The 21,194-nt window shown below is 74.3% G+C and carries 21 protein-coding genes; 7 read left to right on the forward strand and 14 right to left on the reverse strand.

Features of this window, described 5'->3' with window-relative positions:
• Position 1: 1 nt before the first annotated feature.
• Positions 2-958 carry a nucleoside hydrolase gene (locus ACSUPV_RS19730; RefSeq protein WP_031118071.1) on the reverse strand — a complete coding sequence of 319 codons (957 nt, stop codon included), beginning with the start codon at positions 956-958 and terminating at the stop codon, positions 2-4.
• An 87-nt stretch (positions 959-1,045) separates the two neighbouring features.
• Positions 1,046-1,585 (reverse strand): YceI family protein, encoded by a 540-nt coding sequence (locus ACSUPV_RS19735; RefSeq protein ID WP_037762602.1) that lies wholly within the window; start codon positions 1,583-1,585, stop codon positions 1,046-1,048.
• Between the two features lie 159 nt (positions 1,586-1,744).
• On the opposite strand from ACSUPV_RS19735, the gene sigJ reads away from it, so the two are divergent.
• Together sigJ and ACSUPV_RS19745 are read left to right on the forward strand one after the other, a co-directional pair.
• A complete protein-coding gene (sigJ, locus tag ACSUPV_RS19740) occupies positions 1,745-2,674 on the forward strand; it encodes an RNA polymerase sigma factor SigJ (RefSeq protein ID WP_436947989.1) in 930 nt (309 codons plus the stop codon).
• Positions 2,675-2,721: 47 nt separating this feature from the next.
• Positions 2,722-3,546, forward strand: a complete 825-nt coding sequence (locus tag ACSUPV_RS19745) for a nucleotidyltransferase domain-containing protein (protein ID WP_436947991.1) — start codon at positions 2,722-2,724, stop codon at positions 3,544-3,546.
• A gap of 16 nt (positions 3,547-3,562) precedes the next feature.
• On the opposite strand, the gene thrS is transcribed toward ACSUPV_RS19745, so the two are convergent.
• A complete protein-coding gene (gene thrS / locus ACSUPV_RS19750; RefSeq protein ID WP_037762612.1) occupies positions 3,563-4,783 on the reverse strand; it encodes a threonine--tRNA ligase in 1,221 nt (406 codons plus the stop codon).
• A gap of 397 nt (positions 4,784-5,180) precedes the next feature.
• On the opposite strand from thrS, the gene ACSUPV_RS19755 reads away from it, so the two are divergent.
• On the forward strand, positions 5,181-5,963 hold the full coding sequence (locus tag ACSUPV_RS19755) for a hypothetical protein (RefSeq protein ID WP_436947992.1): 783 nt from the start codon (positions 5,181-5,183) through the stop codon (positions 5,961-5,963).
• Positions 5,964-6,004: 41 nt separating this feature from the next.
• Here ACSUPV_RS19755 and ACSUPV_RS19760 read toward each other — a convergent pair whose 3' ends face one another.
• From ACSUPV_RS19760 to ACSUPV_RS19775, 4 genes are all read right to left on the reverse strand, one after another.
• A complete protein-coding gene (locus ACSUPV_RS19760; protein ID WP_436947993.1) occupies positions 6,005-6,802 on the reverse strand; it encodes a GAF and ANTAR domain-containing protein in 798 nt (265 codons plus the stop codon).
• A gap of 175 nt (positions 6,803-6,977) precedes the next feature.
• On the reverse strand, positions 6,978-7,730 hold the full coding sequence (locus tag ACSUPV_RS19765; protein WP_436949917.1) for a TIGR03943 family putative permease subunit: 753 nt from the start codon (positions 7,728-7,730) through the stop codon (positions 6,978-6,980).
• Positions 7,727-8,734 (reverse strand): permease, encoded by a 1,008-nt coding sequence (locus tag ACSUPV_RS19770; protein WP_037762624.1) that lies wholly within the window; start codon positions 8,732-8,734, stop codon positions 7,727-7,729. The genes ACSUPV_RS19765 and ACSUPV_RS19770 overlap by 4 nt, the downstream gene beginning before the upstream one ends.
• 70 nt (positions 8,735-8,804) lie before the next feature.
• Positions 8,805-10,148: a tetratricopeptide repeat protein gene (locus tag ACSUPV_RS19775; protein WP_436947994.1), complete on the reverse strand. Its 1,344-nt coding sequence runs from the start codon at positions 10,146-10,148 to the stop codon at positions 8,805-8,807.
• 128 nt (positions 10,149-10,276) lie between these two features.
• On the opposite strand from ACSUPV_RS19775, the gene ACSUPV_RS19780 reads away from it, so the two are divergent.
• Complete coding sequence (locus tag ACSUPV_RS19780) at positions 10,277-10,429, forward strand: hypothetical protein (protein ID WP_359790949.1); 153 nt, start codon at positions 10,277-10,279, stop codon at positions 10,427-10,429.
• A gap of 652 nt (positions 10,430-11,081) precedes the next feature.
• Here ACSUPV_RS19780 and ACSUPV_RS19785 read toward each other — a convergent pair.
• The 6 genes from ACSUPV_RS19785 to ACSUPV_RS19810 all read right to left on the reverse strand — a co-directional run bounded on the left by ACSUPV_RS19785 (position 11,082) and on the right by ACSUPV_RS19810 (position 17,310).
• Positions 11,082-11,297, reverse strand: a complete 216-nt coding sequence (locus ACSUPV_RS19785; protein ID WP_031118081.1) for a hypothetical protein — start codon at positions 11,295-11,297, stop codon at positions 11,082-11,084.
• The gene (locus tag ACSUPV_RS19790; RefSeq protein WP_436947997.1) at positions 11,276-11,794 is read right to left on the reverse strand and encodes a hypothetical protein; all 519 of its coding nucleotides are present in this window, start codon (positions 11,792-11,794) and stop codon (positions 11,276-11,278) included. Before ACSUPV_RS19790 ends, ACSUPV_RS19785 begins: the two co-directional genes overlap by 22 nt.
• 75 nt (positions 11,795-11,869) lie before the next feature.
• Positions 11,870-13,270: an extracellular solute-binding protein gene (locus ACSUPV_RS19795; protein WP_436947998.1), complete on the reverse strand. Its 1,401-nt coding sequence runs from the start codon at positions 13,268-13,270 to the stop codon at positions 11,870-11,872.
• A complete protein-coding gene (locus ACSUPV_RS19800) occupies positions 13,270-15,783 on the reverse strand; it encodes a substrate-binding domain-containing protein (protein ID WP_436948000.1) in 2,514 nt (837 codons plus the stop codon). Before ACSUPV_RS19800 ends, ACSUPV_RS19795 begins: the two co-directional genes overlap by 1 nt.
• Positions 15,784-15,787: 4 nt before the next feature.
• A complete protein-coding gene (locus ACSUPV_RS19805; protein ID WP_382615723.1) occupies positions 15,788-16,123 on the reverse strand; it encodes an effector-associated constant component EACC1 in 336 nt (111 codons plus the stop codon).
• 125 nt (positions 16,124-16,248) lie between these two features.
• A complete protein-coding gene (locus ACSUPV_RS19810; protein WP_037762638.1) occupies positions 16,249-17,310 on the reverse strand; it encodes a hypothetical protein in 1,062 nt (353 codons plus the stop codon).
• 197 nt (positions 17,311-17,507) lie between these two features.
• Here ACSUPV_RS19810 and ACSUPV_RS19815 point away from each other — a divergent pair, with 197 nt between their 5' ends.
• Positions 17,508-17,948 carry a hypothetical protein gene (locus ACSUPV_RS19815; protein WP_037762641.1) on the forward strand — a complete coding sequence of 147 codons (441 nt, stop codon included), beginning with the start codon at positions 17,508-17,510 and terminating at the stop codon, positions 17,946-17,948.
• Positions 17,949-18,051: 103 nt separating this feature from the next.
• Positions 18,052-19,023 carry a hypothetical protein gene (locus ACSUPV_RS19820; protein ID WP_436948002.1) on the forward strand — a complete coding sequence of 324 codons (972 nt, stop codon included), beginning with the start codon at positions 18,052-18,054 and terminating at the stop codon, positions 19,021-19,023.
• Here ACSUPV_RS19820 and ACSUPV_RS19825 read toward each other — a convergent pair.
• Positions 18,920-20,278, reverse strand: a complete 1,359-nt coding sequence (locus tag ACSUPV_RS19825; protein WP_436948004.1) for a PLP-dependent aminotransferase family protein — start codon at positions 20,276-20,278, stop codon at positions 18,920-18,922. The two genes, ACSUPV_RS19820 and ACSUPV_RS19825, sit on opposite strands and share 104 nt — an antisense overlap.
• Positions 20,279-20,357: 79 nt before the next feature.
• Between ACSUPV_RS19825 and ACSUPV_RS19830 the strand changes: the two genes are divergently transcribed.
• Positions 20,358-21,185 (forward strand): alpha/beta fold hydrolase, encoded by an 828-nt coding sequence (locus tag ACSUPV_RS19830; protein ID WP_436948006.1) that lies wholly within the window; start codon positions 20,358-20,360, stop codon positions 21,183-21,185.
• Positions 21,186-21,194: the final 9 nt, after the last annotated feature.

Here is a 21,194-nt window from a genome sequence, read left to right on the forward strand (position 1 = left end):
GCTACACCGTCTCCAGGTAGAGGTTCACGTACCGCTCCGCGTCCACGTCCAACGCGACCTCCACCAGCGGCTGGTCCCGCACGCCCTCGTGGATCTCGGACTCCCCGGGCCGCGGCCGGCGGTCGACGATCGTCTGGCCGCGCGAGGGCCCCGGGGCCAGCACGACCTCGACCGGCAGGCGCTCGGTGGTCAGCCCCTTCGGGTCGACGACCGCGCAGACCGCGCCCGCGTCACCGAGCCCGCCCATGGGCGTGGGATCGCCGGACGTGGCCGGGTCCCGGTGGGCGAGCAGCTCACCGGCCATGCGCAGGCTCGGCTCCGGACTCGTCCGCAGCCGCTGCACCTCCCCCGCGGGCACCAGGACCTTCTTGAACACGTCCAGGCCGTACATCGTGATCGGCACGCCCGCGGTGAGCAGGATCGCGGCCGCCTCCGGGTCGTGCCACACGTTGAACTCCGCGACCGGCGTGGCGTTGCCCGTCGCCACCGCGCCGCCCATGAACACGATCCGCTCGATGTTGCGGGTCACCTCGGGATGCGTGCGCAGCAGCAGCGCGATGTTCGTCAGGGGCGCCATGGGAATCAGCGTGACCGGCCTCGGCGAGGCGAGGATCTCGCGCCGCAGCAGCGTCACCGCGTCCACGTCGACCGGCACGCGGGTCGGCGCGGGCAGCCCCAGGTCCCCCATCCCGTCCTGCCCGTGCACGTGCCGCGCCGTCCGCACCGGCTCGATCAGCGGACGCTCGGCGCCCCGGGCCACGGGAATGTCACCGGCGCCGGCCACCTCCAGCACGGTCAGGGTGTTGCGGACGACGCCGTCCACGTCCGTGTTCCCGGCCACGCAGGTGATCGCGCGCACGTCGAGCGCCGGGTGCCGGACGGCGAACAGCAGGGCGAGGGCGTCGTCGACGCCGGTGTCGCAGTCGATGACCACGGGGATGCGCTGACCGTCCGTCACGGCGAGGACTCCTTCCGCTTCGGCTCACCCCGGGCGGGGGCCGTACCAGCGACCTTACGGCCTCGCTGCGGCGGCGCACCGTCGTGATCAGGACTGCCGGATCGCCGCGATGTCCAGCTCCAGCGCCACCTTCCGGCCGACCATGCCGCGGCCCCCGCTCACGCCCCAGTCGTCGCGGTCGAGGGTCGCCCGGCCCGTGAAGCCGACCCGGAACGCGCCCCCCGGGTCGCGTCCGGCGCCGGTCAGCTCGACGTCCACGGTGACCGGCCGGGTCAGGCCGCGGACGGTCAGGTCACCGGTGACCCGGAAGCCGGTCGCGCCGGCCCGCTCCACCCGGGTCGAGGTGAAGGTGAGGGACGGGTGGACGTCCGCGTCGAGGAAGTCGCCGCCGCGCAGGTGGTCGTCGCGCTTGTCGTTGCCGGTCCGGACGCTCTCCGCGCGGATCGCGAGCCGCACGGCGGACCTCGACGGGTCGTCGCCGTCCAGCCGCCCGCCGCCCTCGAACGCGCCGAACGTCCCGCGCACCCTGCTGACGAGCAGGGCCCGCGCCACGAACCCGATGCGGGTGCGGGCGGGGTCGAGGACGTAGTCGCCGGTCAGTTCGCCGAGTGTGCTCGTGGTCGTCATGGTGGTGTCTCCTGGTAGGGAAGGCCCGGTGCGGGTCCTCACCGGTTCGACGACACAGCCCCGGGGAATGTGAGGCGGCGCGGGCCGGCCTCACATTCCGGGGCGCTGTCTCGTCGTATGGAAGTGAGGACCCGCGCGACCGAGGGAGCCAGCCGCACCATGAGCACACCGTCCGAGCCCGCAGACGACCCGAGCGCGATCACCCGCGAGCGGCGCCGGCTGCTCAACCTCGCGTACCGCCTGCTCGGGTCGCTCGCCGAGGCCGAGGACGTCGTGCAGGAGACCTACGCCCGCTGGTACGCCCTGACCCCGCGGCAGCGGGACGGCATCGACTCCCCCGGCGCCTGGCTGACGACGGTCGCGGGCCGCGTCTGCCTCGACCTGCTGGGCTCGGCCCGGGCCCGGCGCGAGCGGTACGTGGGCACATGGGTCCCGGAGCCGCTGCCCAGCGGTACCGAGTGGGTCGGCGGGCGGTGGGGCGGCACCACGGCCGACCCGGCCGACCCCGCCGACCGCGTCACGCTCGACGAGTCCGTCAGCATGGCCTTCCTCGTCGTGCTGGAGTCGATGACCCCGGCCGAGCGGGTCGCGTTCGTCCTGCACGACGTGTTCCGCTACTCCTTCGCCGAGGTCGCCGAGATCGTCGGCCGTACCCCGGCCGCGTGCCGCCGGCTGGCCTCCTCGGCCCGCCGCCGGGTGCGCGCGGCCCGGCCTCCCGCGCCCCCGGCGGCCGAGCGGGCCGCCCTCGTCCGCTCCTTCCGGCGGGCCTGGGAGGCCCAGGACATCGACGGCCTCATCGGCCTGCTGGCCCCCGACGCCATCGCGACCGGCGACGGCGGCGGACTCGTCTCCGCCGCACTCCACCCGGTCGAGGGCGCCGAGCCGATCGCGCGCTTCTTCGTCGACCGGGCCCGCGCGGTCCCCGGCGTGACACTCCTGGAGTGCGCGGTCAACGGCCAGCCCGGCCTGCTGGCCCGCAAGGACGGCGTCACGGTGTCGGTGCTGGCGTTCGACGTCGCGGGCGACCGCATCACCCACGTCTGGGCCGTCCTCAACCCCGACAAGCTCCGCCCCTGGACGGCGGCCTGACGAGAAATCAGCTGAACTCCCGGAGCCCCTTGCCTAGCATCGCGCCCATGCACTCCGCCTCCCCCGCCCTCGACGACCGCATCGACCGCCTGCGCGAGCTCGCCCACGCCGACCCCCGCCTGGAGGGCGTCCTGCTCTACGGCTCGTGGACCGTCGGCGAGGCCGACGCCCACTCCGACATCGAGGCCTACCTCTACATCCAGGACGACCAGGCCGACGGCTTCGACGGCCGCGCCTTCCTGGAGCAGCTCGCGCCGCTCCGGCTCGCGTACACCAACATGTGGGGCATCCTCGCCGTCGTCTTCGACGACCTCATGCGCGGCGAGTTCCACCTCACCCCCGCGGGCCCCGGCATCGACGAAGTCCCCACCTGGCAGGGCCAGATCCACCTGCCCCGGCCGGACGACGCCGTCCTGCTCGACCGCACCGGGCGGCTGACGCGGGCCGCCCGGCAGCTGGCGGAGTTCCGCCCGCGCGAGCCGGTGTCCACCGCCCGGCAGCTCACCGACGAGCTGGCCAACTGGACGCTGATGGTCGCCCACATCCTGGCCCGCGGCGAGATCGCCCGCGCCCACGCGGCGCTGCACATCGTCGTCGCCCCGCTGCAGCTCCAGCTCTGCCGCCTGCTGCGGGACAGCACCGCCCACTGGCTCACCCCCAGCCGCGCCCTGGAGCAGGAGCTGCCGGCCGCCGACCGGGAGCGCTACGTCGCCGTCACGGCCACCGCCCGCGAGCAGGAGGTGCGCAGGGCCGCGCGCGAGAGCTGGCGCTGGAGCCGGGACCTGGCCGGCGAGGCGGCCGCACGCTGGGCGCTGGACCTGCCGCACGAGCTGCACGAACAGATCACCGGCCTCCTGGACGCCCCGCGCTGACCCCGCCCCGCTCGCCCTACGCGGCTTCCCACAACCCGGTGCCGCGCGCCGCCACCCGGTCCGCGATCCGCCGCAGCAGCTCGCCCTCGGGCAGCGGGCCCGGCCGGCGGCCGTCCCGCAGGCGCGGTGCCACGAGCCCGGCGTCGGCCTCGCGCCCGCCGATCACCGCCTGGTAGGGGACCAGCCGGGCCGCGCGGATCCGGGCGGCGAGGGTGCCCTGCTCGGGCCCGGCGACCTCGGCCCGCAGACCGAGCCCCCGGGCACGCTCCGCGAGGGCGTGGGCGGGCCCGGCCTGCTCCTCCCCGACCGGCAGCACGACCAGCTGCACGGGGGACAGCCACGGCGGGAAGGCGCCGCCGTGCGCCTCGATGAGGTGGGCGACCGCGCGTTCCACGCTGCCGATGATGCTGCGGTGCACCATCACCGGGCGGTGCTTCGCCCCGTCGGCGCCGATGTAGTGCAGGTCGAAGCGCTCGGGCTGGTGGAAGTCGATCTGGACGGTGGACAGGGTGGCCTCCCGCCCGGCCGGATCGGTGATCTGCACGTCGATCTTCGGCCCGTAGAAGGCCGCCTCGCCCGCGGCCGCCTCGTAGGGGATGCCGGAGCCGTCCAGGACCTCCCGGAGCAGGGCGGTGGCCCGCCGCCACAGGTCCGGGTCGGCCACGTACTTGCCGCCCTCGCCGGGCAGCGAGAGGCGGTGGCGGAACGCGCTGATGCCCAGGTCGGCGTAGGCGCGGCCGATCAGCTCCAGCGCGGCACGCGCCTCCTGCACGGCCTGCTCCAGGGTGCAGAAGATGTGCGCGTCGTTGAGGGTGATGGCCCGCACCCGGGTCAGCCCGCCGAGCACGCCCGACAGCTCCGAGCGGTACATGCCGCCCAGTTCCGCCATGCGCAGGGGGAGTTCGCGGTAGCTGCGGGAGCGGGAGCGGTAGATCAGGGCGTGGTGGGGGCAGAGGCTGGGGCGCAGCAGGACCTGCTCGGCGCCCAGCTCCATCGGCGGGAACATGTCGTCGCCGTAGTGGTCCCAGTGGCCGGAGATCTCGTACAGCTCGCGTTTGCCGAGGACGGGCGAGTACACGTGCCGGTAGCCGGCCCGCCGCTCCGCCTCGCGGATGTACTCCTCCAGGGTGTGCCGCACGAGCGCGCCGTCGGGCAGCCAGTACGGCAGCCCCGCGCCCATCAGCGGGTCGGTGTCGAACAGGTCCAGTTCACGGCCGAGTCGGCGGTGGTCGTGCATGGTGGCTCCTCCGGGTCTGGGACGAGCACCACACGCCGAAGCCCCGGGGCACTCGCCCCGGGGCTTCGGACACTCAGGTCAGCTGTCAGCGCGCCGGGACACTCTCCGGCGTCGTCGTGCGGAACGGGAACGACTGGGCGCGCTTCATGGGCGGGACCGTAGCAAGGGGAGCGGCCGCAGGGCGACGGGTTTTCCGCCCCGGGCGGTCGTGGCCGTGTTCGCCGCGCGGCCCGGGGCCGTGCGCTCACCCGGACGGCCCGTCGCGCTGGTGGCCGGGCGGGCGCGGTGGTGCCGTATGAGCAGTACCCGATCCGGTGCCGGTGGCGGTGCCGGATGAGCGGTACCCGATCCCGGCCCGCCCGCTCCCACCGGGCCCGCCCCAGCAGGAGGCACCCCGATGTCCCACCCTCCGGTCGCCGCCCGTGCGCTCCTGGCCTCCGCACTGTCCGTGATCGCCCTGCTGGCCACGGCCGGCTGCTCCGTCGAGGACGAGCCGCGGCCGCGCTGGTTCTCCGCCTCGGCCTCCGCCGCCTCGCCCGCCGTCGAGCAGCCCGCCGGGCCGGGGACCGCCCTCACCGAGGCGCAGGCCCGGGCGGCCCTGATCACCGAGGCCGACCTGGGGGAGCCGTGGGGGCCGACGCGGGGCGCCAGGACCTGGCGGGACGGGCTGCTCAAGGCGACCACGGAGGACCCGGAGTGCCAGCGGCTGCTCGACGCCCTGTACACGGAGGAGCTCTTCGGCGTCCCGAAGGGCCCGCACGCGACATCGGCGTTCGACGACGCCGAGACCGACGCCCAGGTGCGCTACCAGGTCGCCGCGCACCCGCCCGCGGACGTGGACCGCACCCTGGAGTGGCTGAAGTCGCTGCCGGGCAGGTGCGGCCAGTTCACGGCCGCGACGTTCCGCGGCGGGGTCCAGGGCGTGGAGGTCGGTGACCTGCCGCTGCCGCCGGTGGGGGACGCCCGCCAGGCCCTGCGGGTGACGCTGGCCGGCGAGACGGAGGAGGGGGAGCTGATGTACCTGACCATGGACCTCGCCGCCGTGCGGGTCGGTGAGGAGGCCATCGTCCTCACCCACGGCGGTCTCGACGAGGTGTACGCGGAGGTCACCCAGCAGGCCGTGGAACTCGGGACGCGGCGGCTCGTGGAGATCGGCAAGCGGGGGCGGGCGCAGATCTGACGCCCCGGGCCCCTTCGTCACGCCCGGGCCCCGCCGTCACGTCAGTCCCGGTCGAAGCGCCTGCGGTGGGCGATCACGTCGCGCGCCACGTCGAGGGCGGTGCACCCGCGTGCGAAGGCGTCACCCCGCAGCCGCGCGAGAGCGTCGTCGGCGCCGACGGCGAGCTGCGCCATGATCATGCCGACGGCCTGGTAGACCTCGTGGTGGTCCGCGGCCAGCCCGCTCAGCCAGCGCTCCCCGCCCCGCGCCTCGGCCTCGTCCTCGTCCTCGTCCTCGCGGGGGAGCGCCATCAGGGCCACCGTCATGACACCGGCCACCAGCAGCGCGACGTGCAACTGGCGGTCGGTGAGACCGCCCGGGCTGTCCCGGTAGAGGTCCAGCGTCCCCACGCACACCGCGTCGCTGCCCAGCGGCACGGCGTACACCGCCCGTACCCCGGCCGCCGTCGCCTGCTGGGCGAAGACCGGCCAGCGTCCGGCGTCCCGGCCCGTGGTCAGATCGCAGGCCAGCACGGGCTCCCCCGCCTCCAGCGCGCTCTGGCAGGGGCCGTCGCCCAGGGTCGCCTGGATCTCCGCCAGGTGCGCGGCGTGCGGACTGCTCGCGCTCAGCCGTACGGGCATGCCGTCGCTGCGCAGCGACACACTGGCGCCGGTCACCGGCAGCAGCTCGACCGCGACCTCGCACAGCCGCCCCGGCACCTGCCCGGGCTCGGCCCCGCGCACGCCCCTGGCGATCACGTCGGCGGCGCGGGCCCCGTCCAGGTCCAGGTCACCGCCCCCGGTGCCGCGGGGACCGGGGTCGCCGCCGGGGGCACCTTGGGGATCGTCCCTGGGCCGCACGACAACCGCCTCCTCTGATTCACCGCGGCCTGCACGCTTGACGGTCTTCCGGGGCGGGCCCCTGGCTGGGCGCGGCGAGGAACGGCATGTGACCGCCCTCCCGGAATCGTGCCCCGACTACCCGACGCGGGTGGGGCGAAACCCGTGCGCGCGGCCGTCGCGGCGGGGCCGCCCCTCAGCGCTTCTCGTACGGGTTGTCCGGTTGCGCCACCTGCCGCACGGACGCGGCGTCGACGACCGGCGGCCAGGCCGCGTCCGAGCCCAGCGCGCCCTCGGGACGCCAGGTGCCGGTGACCGTGACCCAGGTGTCGACGGGCGGGGCGTCGGCGCCGCGGACCTCGGCCCTGGCGGTCGTCGCGTCGGCGGCGCAGCAGGCGACGAGGAGGCGCGTGACGTACCAGGTGCCGTCGTCGTCCCGGGTGACGAAGCCGGTGAGCCGGATCGTGCGCCCTCGCAGGGAACGGTCGCTGTCGTAGACCGCCCGGGAGCCGAACTCTCCGAGGGTGAGGTCGACGGGGTCCCCGGACGGCAGCGCCGGGAAGCTGCCGACGCCCTGCGCCGCCCGCTGGTCCGCCTCGCGCTGCGCGCTGTAGGAGCCGAGGGCGGGCGGCGGGAAGAGCAGCAGGGCCAGGGCGGGGAGGGTGAGGAGCCAGGCGACGCGGGGGCCGGCGGGGCCGTGGTCATGACCGTGGCTGTGGTCCTGGTCGTCAAGGTCCTGGTCGAGGTCGTCGTAGTGGTCCTGCTTCCCCGCCGTCCGCGTCAGCACCGCCACCACCACACCGAGCAGCACCAGCAGCACCCCGGACACCACCAGACAGGGCCGCAACCCCGGCTGCACGTACCGCAGGTACAGCTCGCTGAAGGCCGACACCCGCAGGATCGCCGCCCCGACGAGCGCGAGCAGTACGGCCGGTCCGTAGCGCCTCACAGCAGCCACCACCCCACCAGGACACTGGCGGCCACGGCCACCACCCAGGTCGCGGCCGAGAACCGCAGCGCGAAGGCCCGGCCGAACGTGCCCGTCTGGAGCGCGATCAGCTTCAGGTCCACCATCGGCCCGACCACCATGAACGCCAGCCGCGCGGTCGGTGAGAAACCGCTCAGCGACGCCGCCACGAACGCGTCGGCCTCGCTGCACACGCACAGCACGACCGCCAGCAGGGCGAGCAGCAGCACCGACAGCCAGGCCGATCCGGTGAACACCTCCAGCAGCGACCGCGGCACGACGATCGCGAAGGTCGCCGCGGCCGCCGCGCCGACCACCAGGAAGCCGCCCGCGTGCAGGAAGTCGTGCTGGAGCCCGGCGACGAAGGCCCGCGGCCCGCCGCCCGGCGCGGGGGCGCCGCTCCGCTTCGGCGGCCGCAGCCACTCCTCCCGCCCGAACCGCGCCCACAGCCAGCCCATCACCACGGCCGTGGCGAGCGAGGCGACCAGCCGGCCGAGGACCATCTCCGGCTGCCCGGGGAAGGCGACCGAGGTTGCCACCAGGACGACGGGGTTGATGGCGGGCGCCGACAGCAGGAAGGCGAGCGCGGCGGCCGGGGCGACACCCCGCCGCATCAGGCTGCCCGCCACCGGCACGGACGCACACTCGCAGCCGGGCAGCACGACACCCGCCGCTCCCGCGACCGGCACGGCGAGCACCTCGCGGCGGGGCAGCAGCCGGGTGAAGACCCGCTCGGGCACGAACGCCCCGATCGCCGCCGACACGACCGTGCCCAGCAGCAGGAAGGGCACGCCCTGCACGGCGATCGCGGTGAACACCGTCCACCAGGCCGCGACCGGCGGGGTGTACAGGTCGAGCGCGACCATCGGCCCGAGCACCGACACCACCGTCACCACGGCGATCAGCGCGGCGCCCCCGAGGACGGCGTACACCAGGGCCCGCAGGCCCAGCCGTATGCCGTCGGCCACCGTCCGTTGGTTCTCCACGCACCCCACCCTGGTCGTTCACATCCCCGCAGGAGGCTAACCCGCACGGCTGTGCGACGCCCTTGCTTCCTCAGAGAGGAGGCTGTGCGGGCGCGGGCCCGAGGGTGGTCGTGCCGGGGGCCGTACGGTGCCCGAGTCCGGTCCGGTAGGCGTCCAGGGCCGCCTCCACCCGGCCGGTGCGCCGCAGCAGGTCGCCCAGCAGCCGGCACAGGTCGGCCAGGTCCCCGGCCGCGCCCGCCCGCTCCAGCAGGCTCAGGGCGCGGACGTAGTGCTCCTCGGCGTCCTCGGTACGGCGGGCGTCCTCGGCGATGATGCCGAGCAGCCGGTGCGCGGCGGCGGAGTGGACGGCGCCGCGCTCGGGGGACAGGTGCCCGAGGACGTCGTGCAGCAGGGCCGCGGCCTCGTCCGACCTGCCGCGCCGGTGCAGCACGTCGGCCAGCTCCACGGCGACCTGGCTGCTGTACAGGGCGGCACGCCTGGCCGACAGCATGCCGAGGGCCTCGCGCAACTCCTCCTCCGCGCGCTCCAGTTGCCCGTCCTGGGCGTAGACGTAGCCGCGCATCCAGTGGCAGTTGGCGAGTTCCGTGCGGATCTGCAGGCCGCGGTACAGCTCGGCCGCCTTGGCCAGCGAGGCGTCGGCCTCGGCGAGACGGCCCTCGGCGACCAGGGTGCGGGCGACCGAGCGGTGCATGCGGGCGACCAGGGCGGGGTCGCCGGACTGCGGGGCGAGAGCCAGGGCGAACTCGGCGGCCTGGGCGGCGCGGGCGTGCGCGCCCATGTCCATGTACGGGCCGATGGCGCTGGCGTAGAGCAGCAGCAGGGCGTCCGGGTCGTGCAGGCCGCCGCGGTTGAGTTCGTCGAGGGTGGTCTCCAGCAGGTAGACGGCGTACCGGAGTTCACCGGCGAGGTAGTGGGCGACGGCCCGGCCGCGCAGGGCCGGGACCCGGGCGGGCAGCGGCGCCCCGGCCAGGCAGGTCTCGGCCCGCTCGAAGAACTGCCGCCCCGGCACCAGCTCGCCCGTCTCCAGGGCGCACTCGCCGAGCCCGAGCAGCGCGGCGGCCTGCTCCGCGGCCAGGCCGTGCGTCTCGGCCTCGCCGAGCAGCCCGGCGTACTGCTCCGCCGCCTCCTCGGCCTCGCCGACGGCGAGGGTGCGCTGCGCCTCGGTCAGCCGCAGCCGCAGCTCGGTCACGCGCCGCGCCGAGTGCCCGCTGGCGAGTTCGTCGAAGGCGACGCCGAGCCGCTCGGCGAGATGCCGCAGGGCGTCGTCGGAGGGCCGCACCCGGCCGGACTCCAGGGTGGAGATGTAGGCGGGCGTGTACACGGGCTCCGCCAACTGCCGTTGCGTCAGTCCTCGTTCGACACGCAACCGCTGCACCCGGCGGCCGATGGTCCCCGGATCGTCACGCTCCCCCACGCCAACTCCCCCTGCCCCTCTTGCCGTTCGCCCTGGACAACCCCTAGGTTAAACGGAGTGTTAAGCCGCAGTGTTGGACACGCTTAACACTCCACCGTCCTAGCCGCCGCCCCTGTTGCGAGGTCGCCGTGCTCGAACGCACACGCACCGCCGAGCGGTACGCCAGAGGCTTCGCCGCCGCGTTGGTCGCCGTCGCGACACTACTGCTGGCAGCGAACGCGGGACCGGCACGGGCCACGGAAGCGCAACAGGGTTCCCAGACGGTCACCGACGCCCGCTGACCGCCCCCTCCCCGGCAGGCGAAAAGGGCTCACCAGGCTCGTACTCGCCGTGGGCACCGTGTGGACCGGCTTCTTCATCCCGGTTCCGAGTGGCTCTTCCACAGGCTCCGGAAAGCCGAGCTTCTCGGGCGTGCGATCAAGGTGACACCGGACAGTTTTCGGGAGATCCACGCAGTAATTTCCGAACTCCGAAGAAAACTCGACTACCACCGCCCGATCGATGTCTACATCCTCGACGAGGTCGACGGGAAAATGGAAGTGACCAGTATGCTCGGGACGCGGGTGCTTCTCATCAAAGGAGAATTCGCAGCGGCCCTCCAGGAAGACGGCCCCGCGTCCCTGCGTTTCATACACGTGCGACAAGTTCGGTTATCTGTGCGCCGAGGACCTCTACAGGCGTGCTCGAGCAGGCCCACCAGGCGACCCGGCGTCCCCTCTCGCGCTACGCCGAGCTGTTCCAGTCGGAGTCCCACCTGGTGAAGCGCTAGGCCAACCTCGTCGCGTTCGCGGGGGCCGTGATGCCCGCCGACCAGGAACGGTTCCTCGCCGGCCTGGACGAGAAGGGCCGCCGTGTCCTCCGCGACCTGCTGATCCGGTCGCCCCTCGTCAGGCGTCCGGATCGCGGTCCCGGCCGGCGGCCCACCCCGGCTGACTAGCGCGCGTCCCCGCGCGAGCGGACGAAGCGCCACCCGAAGTAGCACGCCCCGAGCGCTCCGCCGACCGCGCCGACCGCACACGCCGCCGTCGCCCAAGCGGCCATGTCCTGGCCGATCCACAGAAGGCTCACCACGACCAGCGCCACGGAGAACAGCAGGCGTTCCCCGTAGCCCGGGCCGCGACGTCCGGTCAGTCCCCGGTAGCCGTGCACTTGTACGTCACGCCCTTCATCCTGATGTCGCGGTACCCCACCTTCACGGTCGGGGTGGCGGGGGCGACGTCGGTGCCGCCGCCACCGCCGCTGTCCTTCTTACGGCAGTAGTAGCCGAGAGCGTCGAGCTTCTTGATGTCGCTCATCGCCTGGTACTTCTTGTAGGACGCGATCATCGCGGCCCGCTTCTGCGCGGGCGTGGCTTCCTTCGCCTTGGTGTACGCGTAGCACCCGATACTGGCGCCGATTCCCACCCAGGAAGCCCCCTTGGCCAGTGCCTTGGAAAGGCCCGCCGCGCCACTGCCGATCCCGAGGACCGCGCAGATCTCGTCCGCTCCGGCGCGGATCTCCGGTTGTGTTGGAGCCGCATGGGCCGCCTGCGCCCCGATGCCGCACAGCGCGCCCGTCATGGCGAAAGCGATGACAGTGGATATCCCCTTGCTTCGTACGCTCACGAAGTCCGTCCCCGTTTTGTTGAGTTGCATGGTGAGTTGCATGGTGAGTTGCATGGTCAGTGCGAGAAAGAGGCTACGCACGGGGCGGACGCGTATGCAATGGCGAAATTGTGAACATCACTGGTTGGACAAGACTTTACGCAATGCCTCGTGCAGGCGTTTCGCCAACTCCGCGTCGCCCGGCGGGTCCGCCTCGGCCCGAGGGCCGTACAGGGCGTCCAGTTCGGTGATGAGGGTCTGGGTGACGGCGCCGTACAGGGGAGTGCGCGGGCGGTGGACCGCCTCGCGGAGTGCCGGGAGCAGGATGTCGCGGGAGTAGCTGAGGCCGCCCGCGAGCCGGTCGGGTGCCGTGCGCTCGGCGCTCTCTCCCGTGGGGGACACCGAGGGGCCCTCGGCGTACGCGGGGGCGTGCCGGCATGCCGGGGCGGTGCCGGTCTCCTGGTAGGCGGAGACGCGTGTGGCGGCGAACCCGGCGCGCAGCAGGCAGCGTTCGCTGTCGGGGTCGGTGAGGAACGCGATCAGTTCGGCGGCCTTCGCGGCCCGCTGCTCGGACGTGGACGAGGTGACGGCCAGGTTCTGGCCGCCGAGCACGGCCTTGCCGGGCAGCCGGGCCACGCCGAGGTCTTCCTCGAAGGTCGCGTACAGGGTCGGGTAGACGTAAGGCCAGTGCCGCAGGAACGTGGTGCGGCCCTCCGCGAAGGCGCTGAGCGATTCGGCCTCGCGGGAGGCGGAGGTGTCCTTGAGGGTGTACGGCGACACCGTGCGCTCGCGCAGTTCGGTCACTCCGGCCGTCAACTGCTGCTCGTCGGCGGTGTACTCGCCGTCCGCGTCGGTCAGTTCGAGGCCCGGCACGGCCGAGGCGAACGCCTCGATCGCGTTGACGGTCCGGCCCTCGTAGGCGGCGAGCTGGGTGGTCCAGTCCGCCTGGGTGCCGACGCCGTTCACCGCGTCGAACATGCGCCGCAGTTCGTCCCAGGTCAGCTCGTCGTCGCCGAGGTCGGTCCGGGAGACGCCGGCCTCCCGCAGGTGGTCCTTGCGGTAGTAGAGCAGGCCGGCGTCGCTGTTGAAGGGGACCGCGTACCGCTTGCCGTCCCAGTACGACGTGCTGTCGACGGAGGGGATGAGGTCGTCGGGCGCCCTGACGGCCGCGTCGGTCAGCGGGCGGATCAGGTCCGCCTCGGCGAATTCCGGGACCCAGGTCACGTCCAGGTTCACCACGTCGTAGTCGGCGCTGCCGGACTGGAGGGCGCCGAGCAGCTGGCTGCGCTGCTGGTCGGCGGAGCCGGGCAGTTCCACCAGGCGGGCCTCGTACCCCTGCGGGCCCTCCTCGGCGTTCCAGGCGTCGATGAGCTGCTGCCGTATGCCGTTCTTGCCGGTGACGTCCTGGCCGCTGGCCACCACGATCCGGCGGCGGTCGTCGGTTGCCGTCGGCTCGTCCCGCACGTCACCGCCGGTGCAGGCGGCCAGGGACAGCAGGGACAGCAGCGCCAGGGCGGCGGCCGGCAGGCGTCGGGCCATCATTCCTCCCCCGTTCCGGTGCGGGCGACCTCGTCGCGCAGCGCGGGCACGAGGTCGTCCCCGGCGTCCAGGCAGCGGCCTTGGGCGGCCTCCGCGACGCGCGTTCCGGGGCGGTCCCGGTCGCAGCCCCCGCTGTTGAGCGCCACCATGACCACGGGCACACCGGAGGCGCGGGCCCGCTCCTCCACCTCGCGGAGGCGGTCGCCGGTCAGGCGGTCGTCGTCCTCGCCGTCGGTGAGGTACACGATCAGCTGCGGCCGCTCGTCGGAGGCACCGCGCTCCCGCATGAACGCCAGCGCGTCCAGCAGGGCGGCGCCCGGATCGGCTTCCGCGTCCCGCACCTCGGCGCCTCCCCTGACGGCCCTGAGGGCCTTCTCCGCCTGCGCGCGGGAGTGCGTGCCGAAGTCCAGGAGTTCGGTGTGCGTGCGGCCCCCCAGGCCGTGCACCGCCCACACCCCGTACTCGTCCCCCCGGCCGAGCCCCTTCAGCGTCTGCTTGAGGATGCCGGGGCCGCCGCTGGGGCCGTCCCACAGGCCGGCCATCGAGCCGGAGCTGTCGAGGAGGTACAGCACCCGGCCGGGCCCGTGCGCGTTGCCGTACCGCTCCAGTGTCCGGTCCAGTCGTGTCGCGTCGGCGGGGTCCGCCGGCGGGACGGAGGGTTCCAGTCCGTGGTCGTCCGCCTTCCCGCCGAGCAGGCCGCGTGCGCCCGTCGCGGACCTGAAGCCGTGCTCGCCGAGCACCTTCCGGCCGTCCTCGCCCGTCAGCCAGTCGCGGAACCGGTCCACCTCGTCGTCCCGCGCCTGCGCGTCCTGGTCACCGCCCTCCCAGCGCACCCGCACGAACGTCGGTTCCAGACCGGGCACGTCGTCCGGGTAGACGGCCGTGCGCTCGGCGCGCGTGACCGAGTGGCAGCCGACACCGCTCCTGAGCAGGAACTCCGGCACCAGGACCGCGCTGCGGCCGTCGGCCGCGTCGTCCTCGGGCAGTGTGCACAGCAGCCTGACGGCCGAGGACTCCGGCCGCCCGGCCCGGTCGATGAGCTGCTCGGCGCCGCGCACATCGGCCCCGTCGCCGTACAGCCCGACCGTCGCCAGCAGCGCCGCGTCGCTGAACTCGGGGTCGGGCCTGCGCACTTCGGCCCTGGGGTCGGCCTGCTTGAGGGCCCGGACCAGCTCCGTCAGCGACCGCCGCGTGGGCGGGAGGTCGGCGCCGAGGCCCTCCGGTACGGCCAGCACGACCGGCGAGTACGCGAGCGGCTCGGCGTCCGGCTCCAGCCGGGCGAAGACGCGTTCCACCTGCGCTTCCTCGGCCCGGCCGACGTCTGCGCGGGTCGCGGGGATCCACACGTCCGGCTGCGGGCCGATGTCCCGCTGCGGGTTGACGTCCTCACGCGGCTGCTGCCACGGGTCGGACCGCTCGCCCAGGGCGGTCACCACGTGGGCGGCACCCGCGCTGTAGACGGTGATGCCGCTGCGCCGGCACCCCTCGGTGGTGTTGGCCGCCGAGGCGAGGTAGGCGTCCGCCGCCGCCCGCATCGCCGGCTCCAGGTCGGGATCGGTGAGGACCCGCAGTTCCAGGGGCGGTTCGCAGGGGCCGGAGTCGCCGGTCAGCACGAGGACGCCGTAGCCGCCGGCGCCGGTGGCGATCAGGGCCAGCAGGACCGACAGGGCGGTGCGGCAGAGCCGCTGGGCGGCTTTCCGGGCGGCGATGAGGACACGCTGGAACCAGGAGGGTTTCGGGTCCGGCCATGACGTGATGGGGCCCGCCGCCAGCAGCACGTCCGCATCCGGGTCCCACGGAGGCGCGAGCGCCTGCGGCCGCTGCGAGTCGTTGTCCTCCGCCTTGTACTTCGCCTCGGCCATCCGCTGCTTCACCGCGTCGTACAGCTTGGAGAGCCACACCTGCCCGCCCTCGTCGAGGACGCGCACCATCTCGCGGGTGAACGGCGTCGCGACGTCGGCGTCCCCGCCCAGGATGCAGCGGTTGGGCTGCACGCTCATCAGCAGCAGGATCTTGTGCTTCTTCCGCTTCGGGTCGTCGAAGCGGTGCCAGATGCCCGCGGCGTTGCCGGCGTAGCAGCAGTCGAGGATGACCACCACCTGCTCGGCCTTGCTCTCGACGAGTTCGCCCAGCACCTCGCTGAAGGTGATCGAGCCGGGCAGCCCGTTGCCGGTGAGCACTCGCGCGGTGCGCATCTGCAGGTGCAGTTCGTTGCCGGAGGTGGAGGTGACGGCATGCCCGGCGAAGTAGAGCAGGAGCAGTCCCCTGGCCTCGTCGCAGGCGCTGTGCAGTGCCCCGGTGAACTCGTCCGGGGTCGGTGAGGCCAGGGCCCGCACCTCGCCGGTGCCGAACACATGGCCTCGGTTCAGCGCGTTCTCGAGTGCCTTCCGGTTGCGCAGCACGGCGGGGAGCTGGCCGTTGACGCCCTGCGGATCCGGCACCGTGTGGTCGTACTCGGACACACCGACCAGCAGCGCCCGGTTCACTCTGCCGCGCGGGTCGAAGCGGCTCACCGGCCTACTCCCCGTCGGGGTCCAGCGACCGGATCTGTGGGTCGGGATCGCCGCCCTGGAGCCTGCGGCGGTTGTTCGCCCAGGTCTTCACCGCGCGGGCGGTGTACTCGGTCAGGGCCGCGACCGTGACGACGTCACCGAGCACTTTCAGCACGAGTTCGAGGTCCGGTCCGAGCCGTCCGTCGGCCCCCTCCGTGCCGGCCTGCTCCTCGATGGTCAGTTGCCCGGTGGAGACCAGTTCCTCCAGTGACTCTTCGCGCTCCAGCCACGTCTTCAAGGCTCTGACATCGTCCATGGTCGCGCCGGCGCCCAGCCGCACGCGTACGCCTAAGACAGCCACTCGCTCCCCCTCTGTCATGCTCGCCATCATGACACCGGGTCGGGCCTCGGCGGCAGACCTGTGACGAGACCGGCGAAAGCGATTGCACGCCCCCTTCACGCCAGGCGCACACGGCGCACGCGTGTTCAGGGCTGGGTCTGCAACTGCCGTAGCTGGCGCTGCACATGGTCGAGCGCTCCCTCGCGCCGCCCGGGGACCCGTCCCCGCAACTCGGCGAGGGCCGCGCCCAGTTCGCGGGCCCGCGTGGTGTCGCGGACCTGGCCCCACTGGTGGTGGGCCCGGTCCACGGCGGCCTCGACGGCGGGCGCGTCCGGGGCCTGCCCGGCGTTCAGGCGGGCGGTGGCGATCATCAGCCAGGTGCGGCAGCTGCGCGCCGCGTCCCCGGCGAACATCGCCAGGTCGGCCCGTACCTCGGCCCAGTGCAGGGCCTCTTCGGAGGCGGGCCCGTGCGCGGCGACGGCGGCCTGCTCGTGCCGGGCGGCGAGCGCGTCGGCGTCGGAGTGGCGGCCGGCCTGGACGGCGGCGGTGATGACGGCGTGCGGATCCCCGCCCGTCGGGCCCGGCGTGCTCAGCACGAGGTCGGCGCCCGCGCTCTCGGGCGCGATCCGGGCCAGGGCCTGCTGGTGCAACTGCTCCGTCGGCGGCCGGAACCCGCTGCGCAGGATCGTCGCGACGGCCTTCATGTACGACGGTGCCGCGACCGTGCGTCTGGAGGGCGGCGGCGCGATCCGCCCGTGGACGGCGTTGCCCCGCCCCGAGTCCAGGGGCGTGCTCCGCAGCAGCTCCCAGGTCTCGGCGTCCGCGTGCAGGTCGAGCAGGAGGGTCGTGGCCCCGGCGGGCCGCAGCCGCAGCTCCTCCCGGAACCAGTGCCAGGGGAAGGCCGTGTAGCGGGCGGTGGAGGGGGTGGTGCGGGCCAGCGCGAGGTGGGGCAGGCGCTGGCGGCGGTCGAGCTGGAGCTGCCCGGTGACGTACACGGTGAGCGGTCCGGGGGCCGCGGCGGCGGCCCGCAGCCGGGTGAGGACGGCCTGCGGTTCCAGCGGGTCGGCGAGTTCGACGACGTTCGCGGTATCCGTACCGGCCAGTACGGCGGGCGGCACGGCGGCCAGGACGGGGAGCACGGAGGCGGCGTCCACCAGGCGCCCCCTGCCCACCGGTGAGGCCGCCAGCAGCAGCACGGTTCCGGGCATCGCCCCTCCCCCTGTGTCGATCACGTACGTCAGCACCGTAACCGCTGCGGCTGCAAAGGTGAGCCCCAGGACCGCAAACGCCCGCCTTCGGGTGCTTCGCCCCCGTTGTCGCGGTGCGGGGCGCTCCGACCCCGACTTGCCTGCGCTGCCGCGGCGGTGTGCTCTGGAAGCAGGGGCAGGGAGAGAGGAGAGCTCTCATGGCTCATGCGGCACCCGCCTCACGCAGGGTGACCAGGCAGCGGCGCAGGCCCGATGTCTTCGGCGCGCGGACCCACGCCGCCGCGAAGGTCGCGCTGCCCGTCGTCCTCGGTCTGGTCTACGGCTACTGGGCCGCCGCCAACCGGCGCGACTCCGGGCCCATCACGGGCTGGAACCTCCTGTTCGGCTTCCTCACCGCGCTCGTGTTCGCCGTGGTGTTCGCCGCCCTGTGGGAAATGGCCCCCAGGCTCGGGCGCGAGCTGCACGCGCTGGTCTGGTTCGTGTTCACGGGCTGCGCGGTGGGCTTCCTCATCAGCCAGTCCGACGAGTCCGTGCTCAAGTCCGCCGGGCTGGGGGTGGTGGTCGGGGCCGGCGTCCTCGTGACGCTGTTCTACCGCTACTACACGCACGAGGACGCCGCGGGCCGCCGCGTCGACTGATCCGGGACGGGTAGGGCTCCCCGGGCGCTCGTCCGGGGAGCCCTCGGGCCCGAATGCAGTCACCCCGCTCGCGGGCCCGGCCCGGTGCGCCTTGCCTGGAAGGGTGTCCGAGCGCGACCGGGCGCCCGTACCCGAGCAGGCGGCGCCCCCACGACCGCGGAACGTCCTGTCGGCCGTTCTGCTGGCCCTCGCGTGCCTGCTCCTGCCGTTCGGGGCGCTCGCGTCCTGGGCGGCGCACGGGCTGACCGACACCGGCCGCTACGTCCGCACGATGGCGCCGCTCGCCGCCGACCCGGACGTGCGGCGGGCGGTGGCGGACGCCGTCGGGGACGGGTTCCTGCGGGAGACCGGACACGAGTTCGACACCGGTCCGCTGCGCGGCGCGGCCGAACCCTTCGTGCGCGACGCGGTGCGGTCCTTCACCCGGACCGAGGCGTACCGAACGGGCTGGGACGCGGCGAACCGGGCCGTCCACACCGCCGTGCTGCGCGCCCTGCGCGAGGACGCCGCGCGGCCGGGCCCGGTCACCGTCGACATCGCCCCGGTCCTCCACCGGGTCAAACACCGGCTCTCCGCCGACCACGTGCCGTTCGCCCACCGCATCCCGGTCACGCACCTGCGCGTCCCGGTGCTCCCGGCCGCGGACGCGGACCGACTGCGCAAGGGGTTCCACGTGCTGGACACCGCCGCCTTCTGGCTGCCGCTCGCCGCCGCCGTCCTCGCCGCCGCCGGGATCGCCGTCGCCGCGTGCCGCCGCCGGGCGGTCACCGCCCTCGGCCTCGGTACGGCCCTCGGCGGCGCGCTGCTGGTCCTCGCCGTGGCGGTCGGCCGCCGCCTCACCCTCGCCGACCTGCCCGACGCCCCGCACCGCCCGGCGGCGGGCGCGGTCTACGACGCTCTCACGGCAACCCTGCGCTCGGTGTCCTGGCTGCTGTGCGCCCTGGGCCTCGCGGTGGCCCTCGGCTCGTGGCTCACGGGGCGATACGGTCCCCGGCGCGCCGCGCGGCGACGTGCGCGAGGGTCCGCAGGGCCTTCCGCAGATCCGGCTCCGGAGCCGAGGCGAGCCCGAGCCTGACCGCGTCCGGCGTGTGGCCGGGGGCGACGGCGAAGGCGGGGCCGGGCGTGACGGCGATGCCGTGCGCGGCGGCCGCGGCCGTGAAGGTGTCCGCGCGCCAGGGGGCGGGCAGCTCCCACCAGGCGAAGTAGGCGCGCGGGTCGGACCGTACGGCGAAGCCCGCGAGTTCCTCGGCGAGGATCCGCTGGCGCCGGGCCGCGTCGGCCCGCTTGGCCTCCACCAGCCGCGCCACCGTCCCCTCCGCGGCCCATCGCACGGCCGCCTCCAGCGCGAACCGCCCCGCGCTCCACCCGCCCGAGCGCACCGCGTCGGCCACGGCGGCGACCCGGTGCGGCGGCACGACGAGGAAGCCGACCGTGAGCCCGGGGGCAACCCGCTTGGAGAGGCCGTCGACGACGTGGGCGAGGGCCGGGGCGTGGACGGCGAAGGGGTCGCCGGTGGCGTGGAGGAAGGACCAGATGCGGTCCTCGACCACGGGCAGGTCCAAGTCGTGGACGAGACGGGCGAGTTGCAGCAGCCGGGTGTGGCTCGTCGTCAGAGACGTGGGGTTGTGCAGCGTCGGCTGCACGTAGAGGGCGGACAGCGGAGCCGAACGGTGCGCGGCGGCGACGGCCTCCGGGAGCAGCCCGGCCGCGTCGCCCGCCAGCGGCACCAGGGTGATGCCCAGCCGTGCCGCGATCTCCTTGACCAGCGGATACGTCAGCTGCTCCACGCCGACCCGGCCGCCCGGCCGGACCAGGGAGGCCAGCACGGCGGCGATGGCCTGGCGGGCGTTGCCGGTGAACAGCAGCCGCTCCGGGCCGGGGCGCCAGCCCGGGGTGGCGAGGAGGGCCGCCGCGGCCTCCCGGGCGGGCGCGGTGCCGGTGGCGGCCGCCGGCAGCAGGGCCTCGGCCAGCACGTCGGGACGCAGCAGCGGCGCGAGCACGGGGGCGAGCAGCTCCGGCTGGCCGGGCGCGGACGGGTAGTTGAGCTCCAGGTTGACGGGCGCTCCGGCCGCACCGGCCTCGATGAGCGCCTGCCCCACCGGCCCGGCCGGAGCGGCCCGCACGAAGGTGCCGCGCCCGACCTCGCCGACGACCAGCCCGCGCCGGACCAGTTCCGCGTACACCCGCCCGGCCGTCGACGGGGCGATGCCGCGCCGCCGGGCGAACGCCCGCTGCGGAGGCAGCCGTTGCCCGGGCTTGAGCCGCCCGCCCGCGATGTCGTCGGCGATGCGGTCGGCGATGCGCCGGTAGTCCCGCCGGTAGTCACCCATCGGTCGGCCTCCCCCTTGGATTGCACCGAGAGCAAAGATCTTATTGCACCGAGTAGTTGGGCCGCCTAGGGTCGACGTCATGGCACCCTTCCTCGCATACGAGGACAAAGGCCCCGTATCCTCCCGGCAGCCGGTTGTCCCTCTGGTTCCCCTGGTCCTCGTCCACGGCCACCCCTTCGACCGCACGATGTGGGCCCCGCAGCTCCGGACGTTCTCGGCGGCCCGCCGCGTCATCGCCCCCGACCTGCGCGGCTACGGCGCCTCCCCGACGACCCCGGCCGTCCCGGACTTCTCCGGGTTCGCCCGGGACATCGAGGCCCTGCTCGACGAGCTGGGGGTGGAGTCCTGCGTACTGGCGGGCCTGTCGATGGGCGGCCAGATCGTCATGGACTGCTACCGCCTGTTCCCCGAGCGCGTCCGCGGCCTGGTCCTCGCGGACACCTTCCCGTCGGCCGAGACCCCTCAGGGCGTCCGCGACCGCGACGCCATGGCGGACCGGCTCCTCGCGGAGGGCATGCGCGGCTACGCCGACGAGGTCCTGGAGCGGATGGTCGCCCCCTACGCCCCGGCCGAGGTCAAGACGCACGTCCACCGCATGATGACGGCCACCTCCCCCGAGGGCGCCGCCGCGGCCCTGCGCGCCCGCGCCCGCCGCCCCGACTACAGCGCCCTGCTCACCCGCGTCACCGTCCCGGCCCTGGTCGTCGTCGGAGCCGACGACACCTACACACCGGTCTCCGACGCCCGGGCCATGCACGCGGCCCTCCCGGACGCGGCCCTGCACGTCATCGAGGGCTCGGCCCACATGCCGAACCTGGAACGCCCGGCGGAGTTCGACACGGCACTGGCGGAATTCCTGGCCCGCGTCGACGAACGGCAACCTTCCCCCGCCCCGCCCCGTCTTTGAGGGAGGATT

Origin of the sequence: Streptomyces sp. SudanB52_2052, from assembly GCF_964272415.1 — a bacterium.
GTDB lineage: Bacteria > Actinomycetota > Actinomycetes > Streptomycetales > Streptomycetaceae > Streptomyces > Streptomyces olindensis.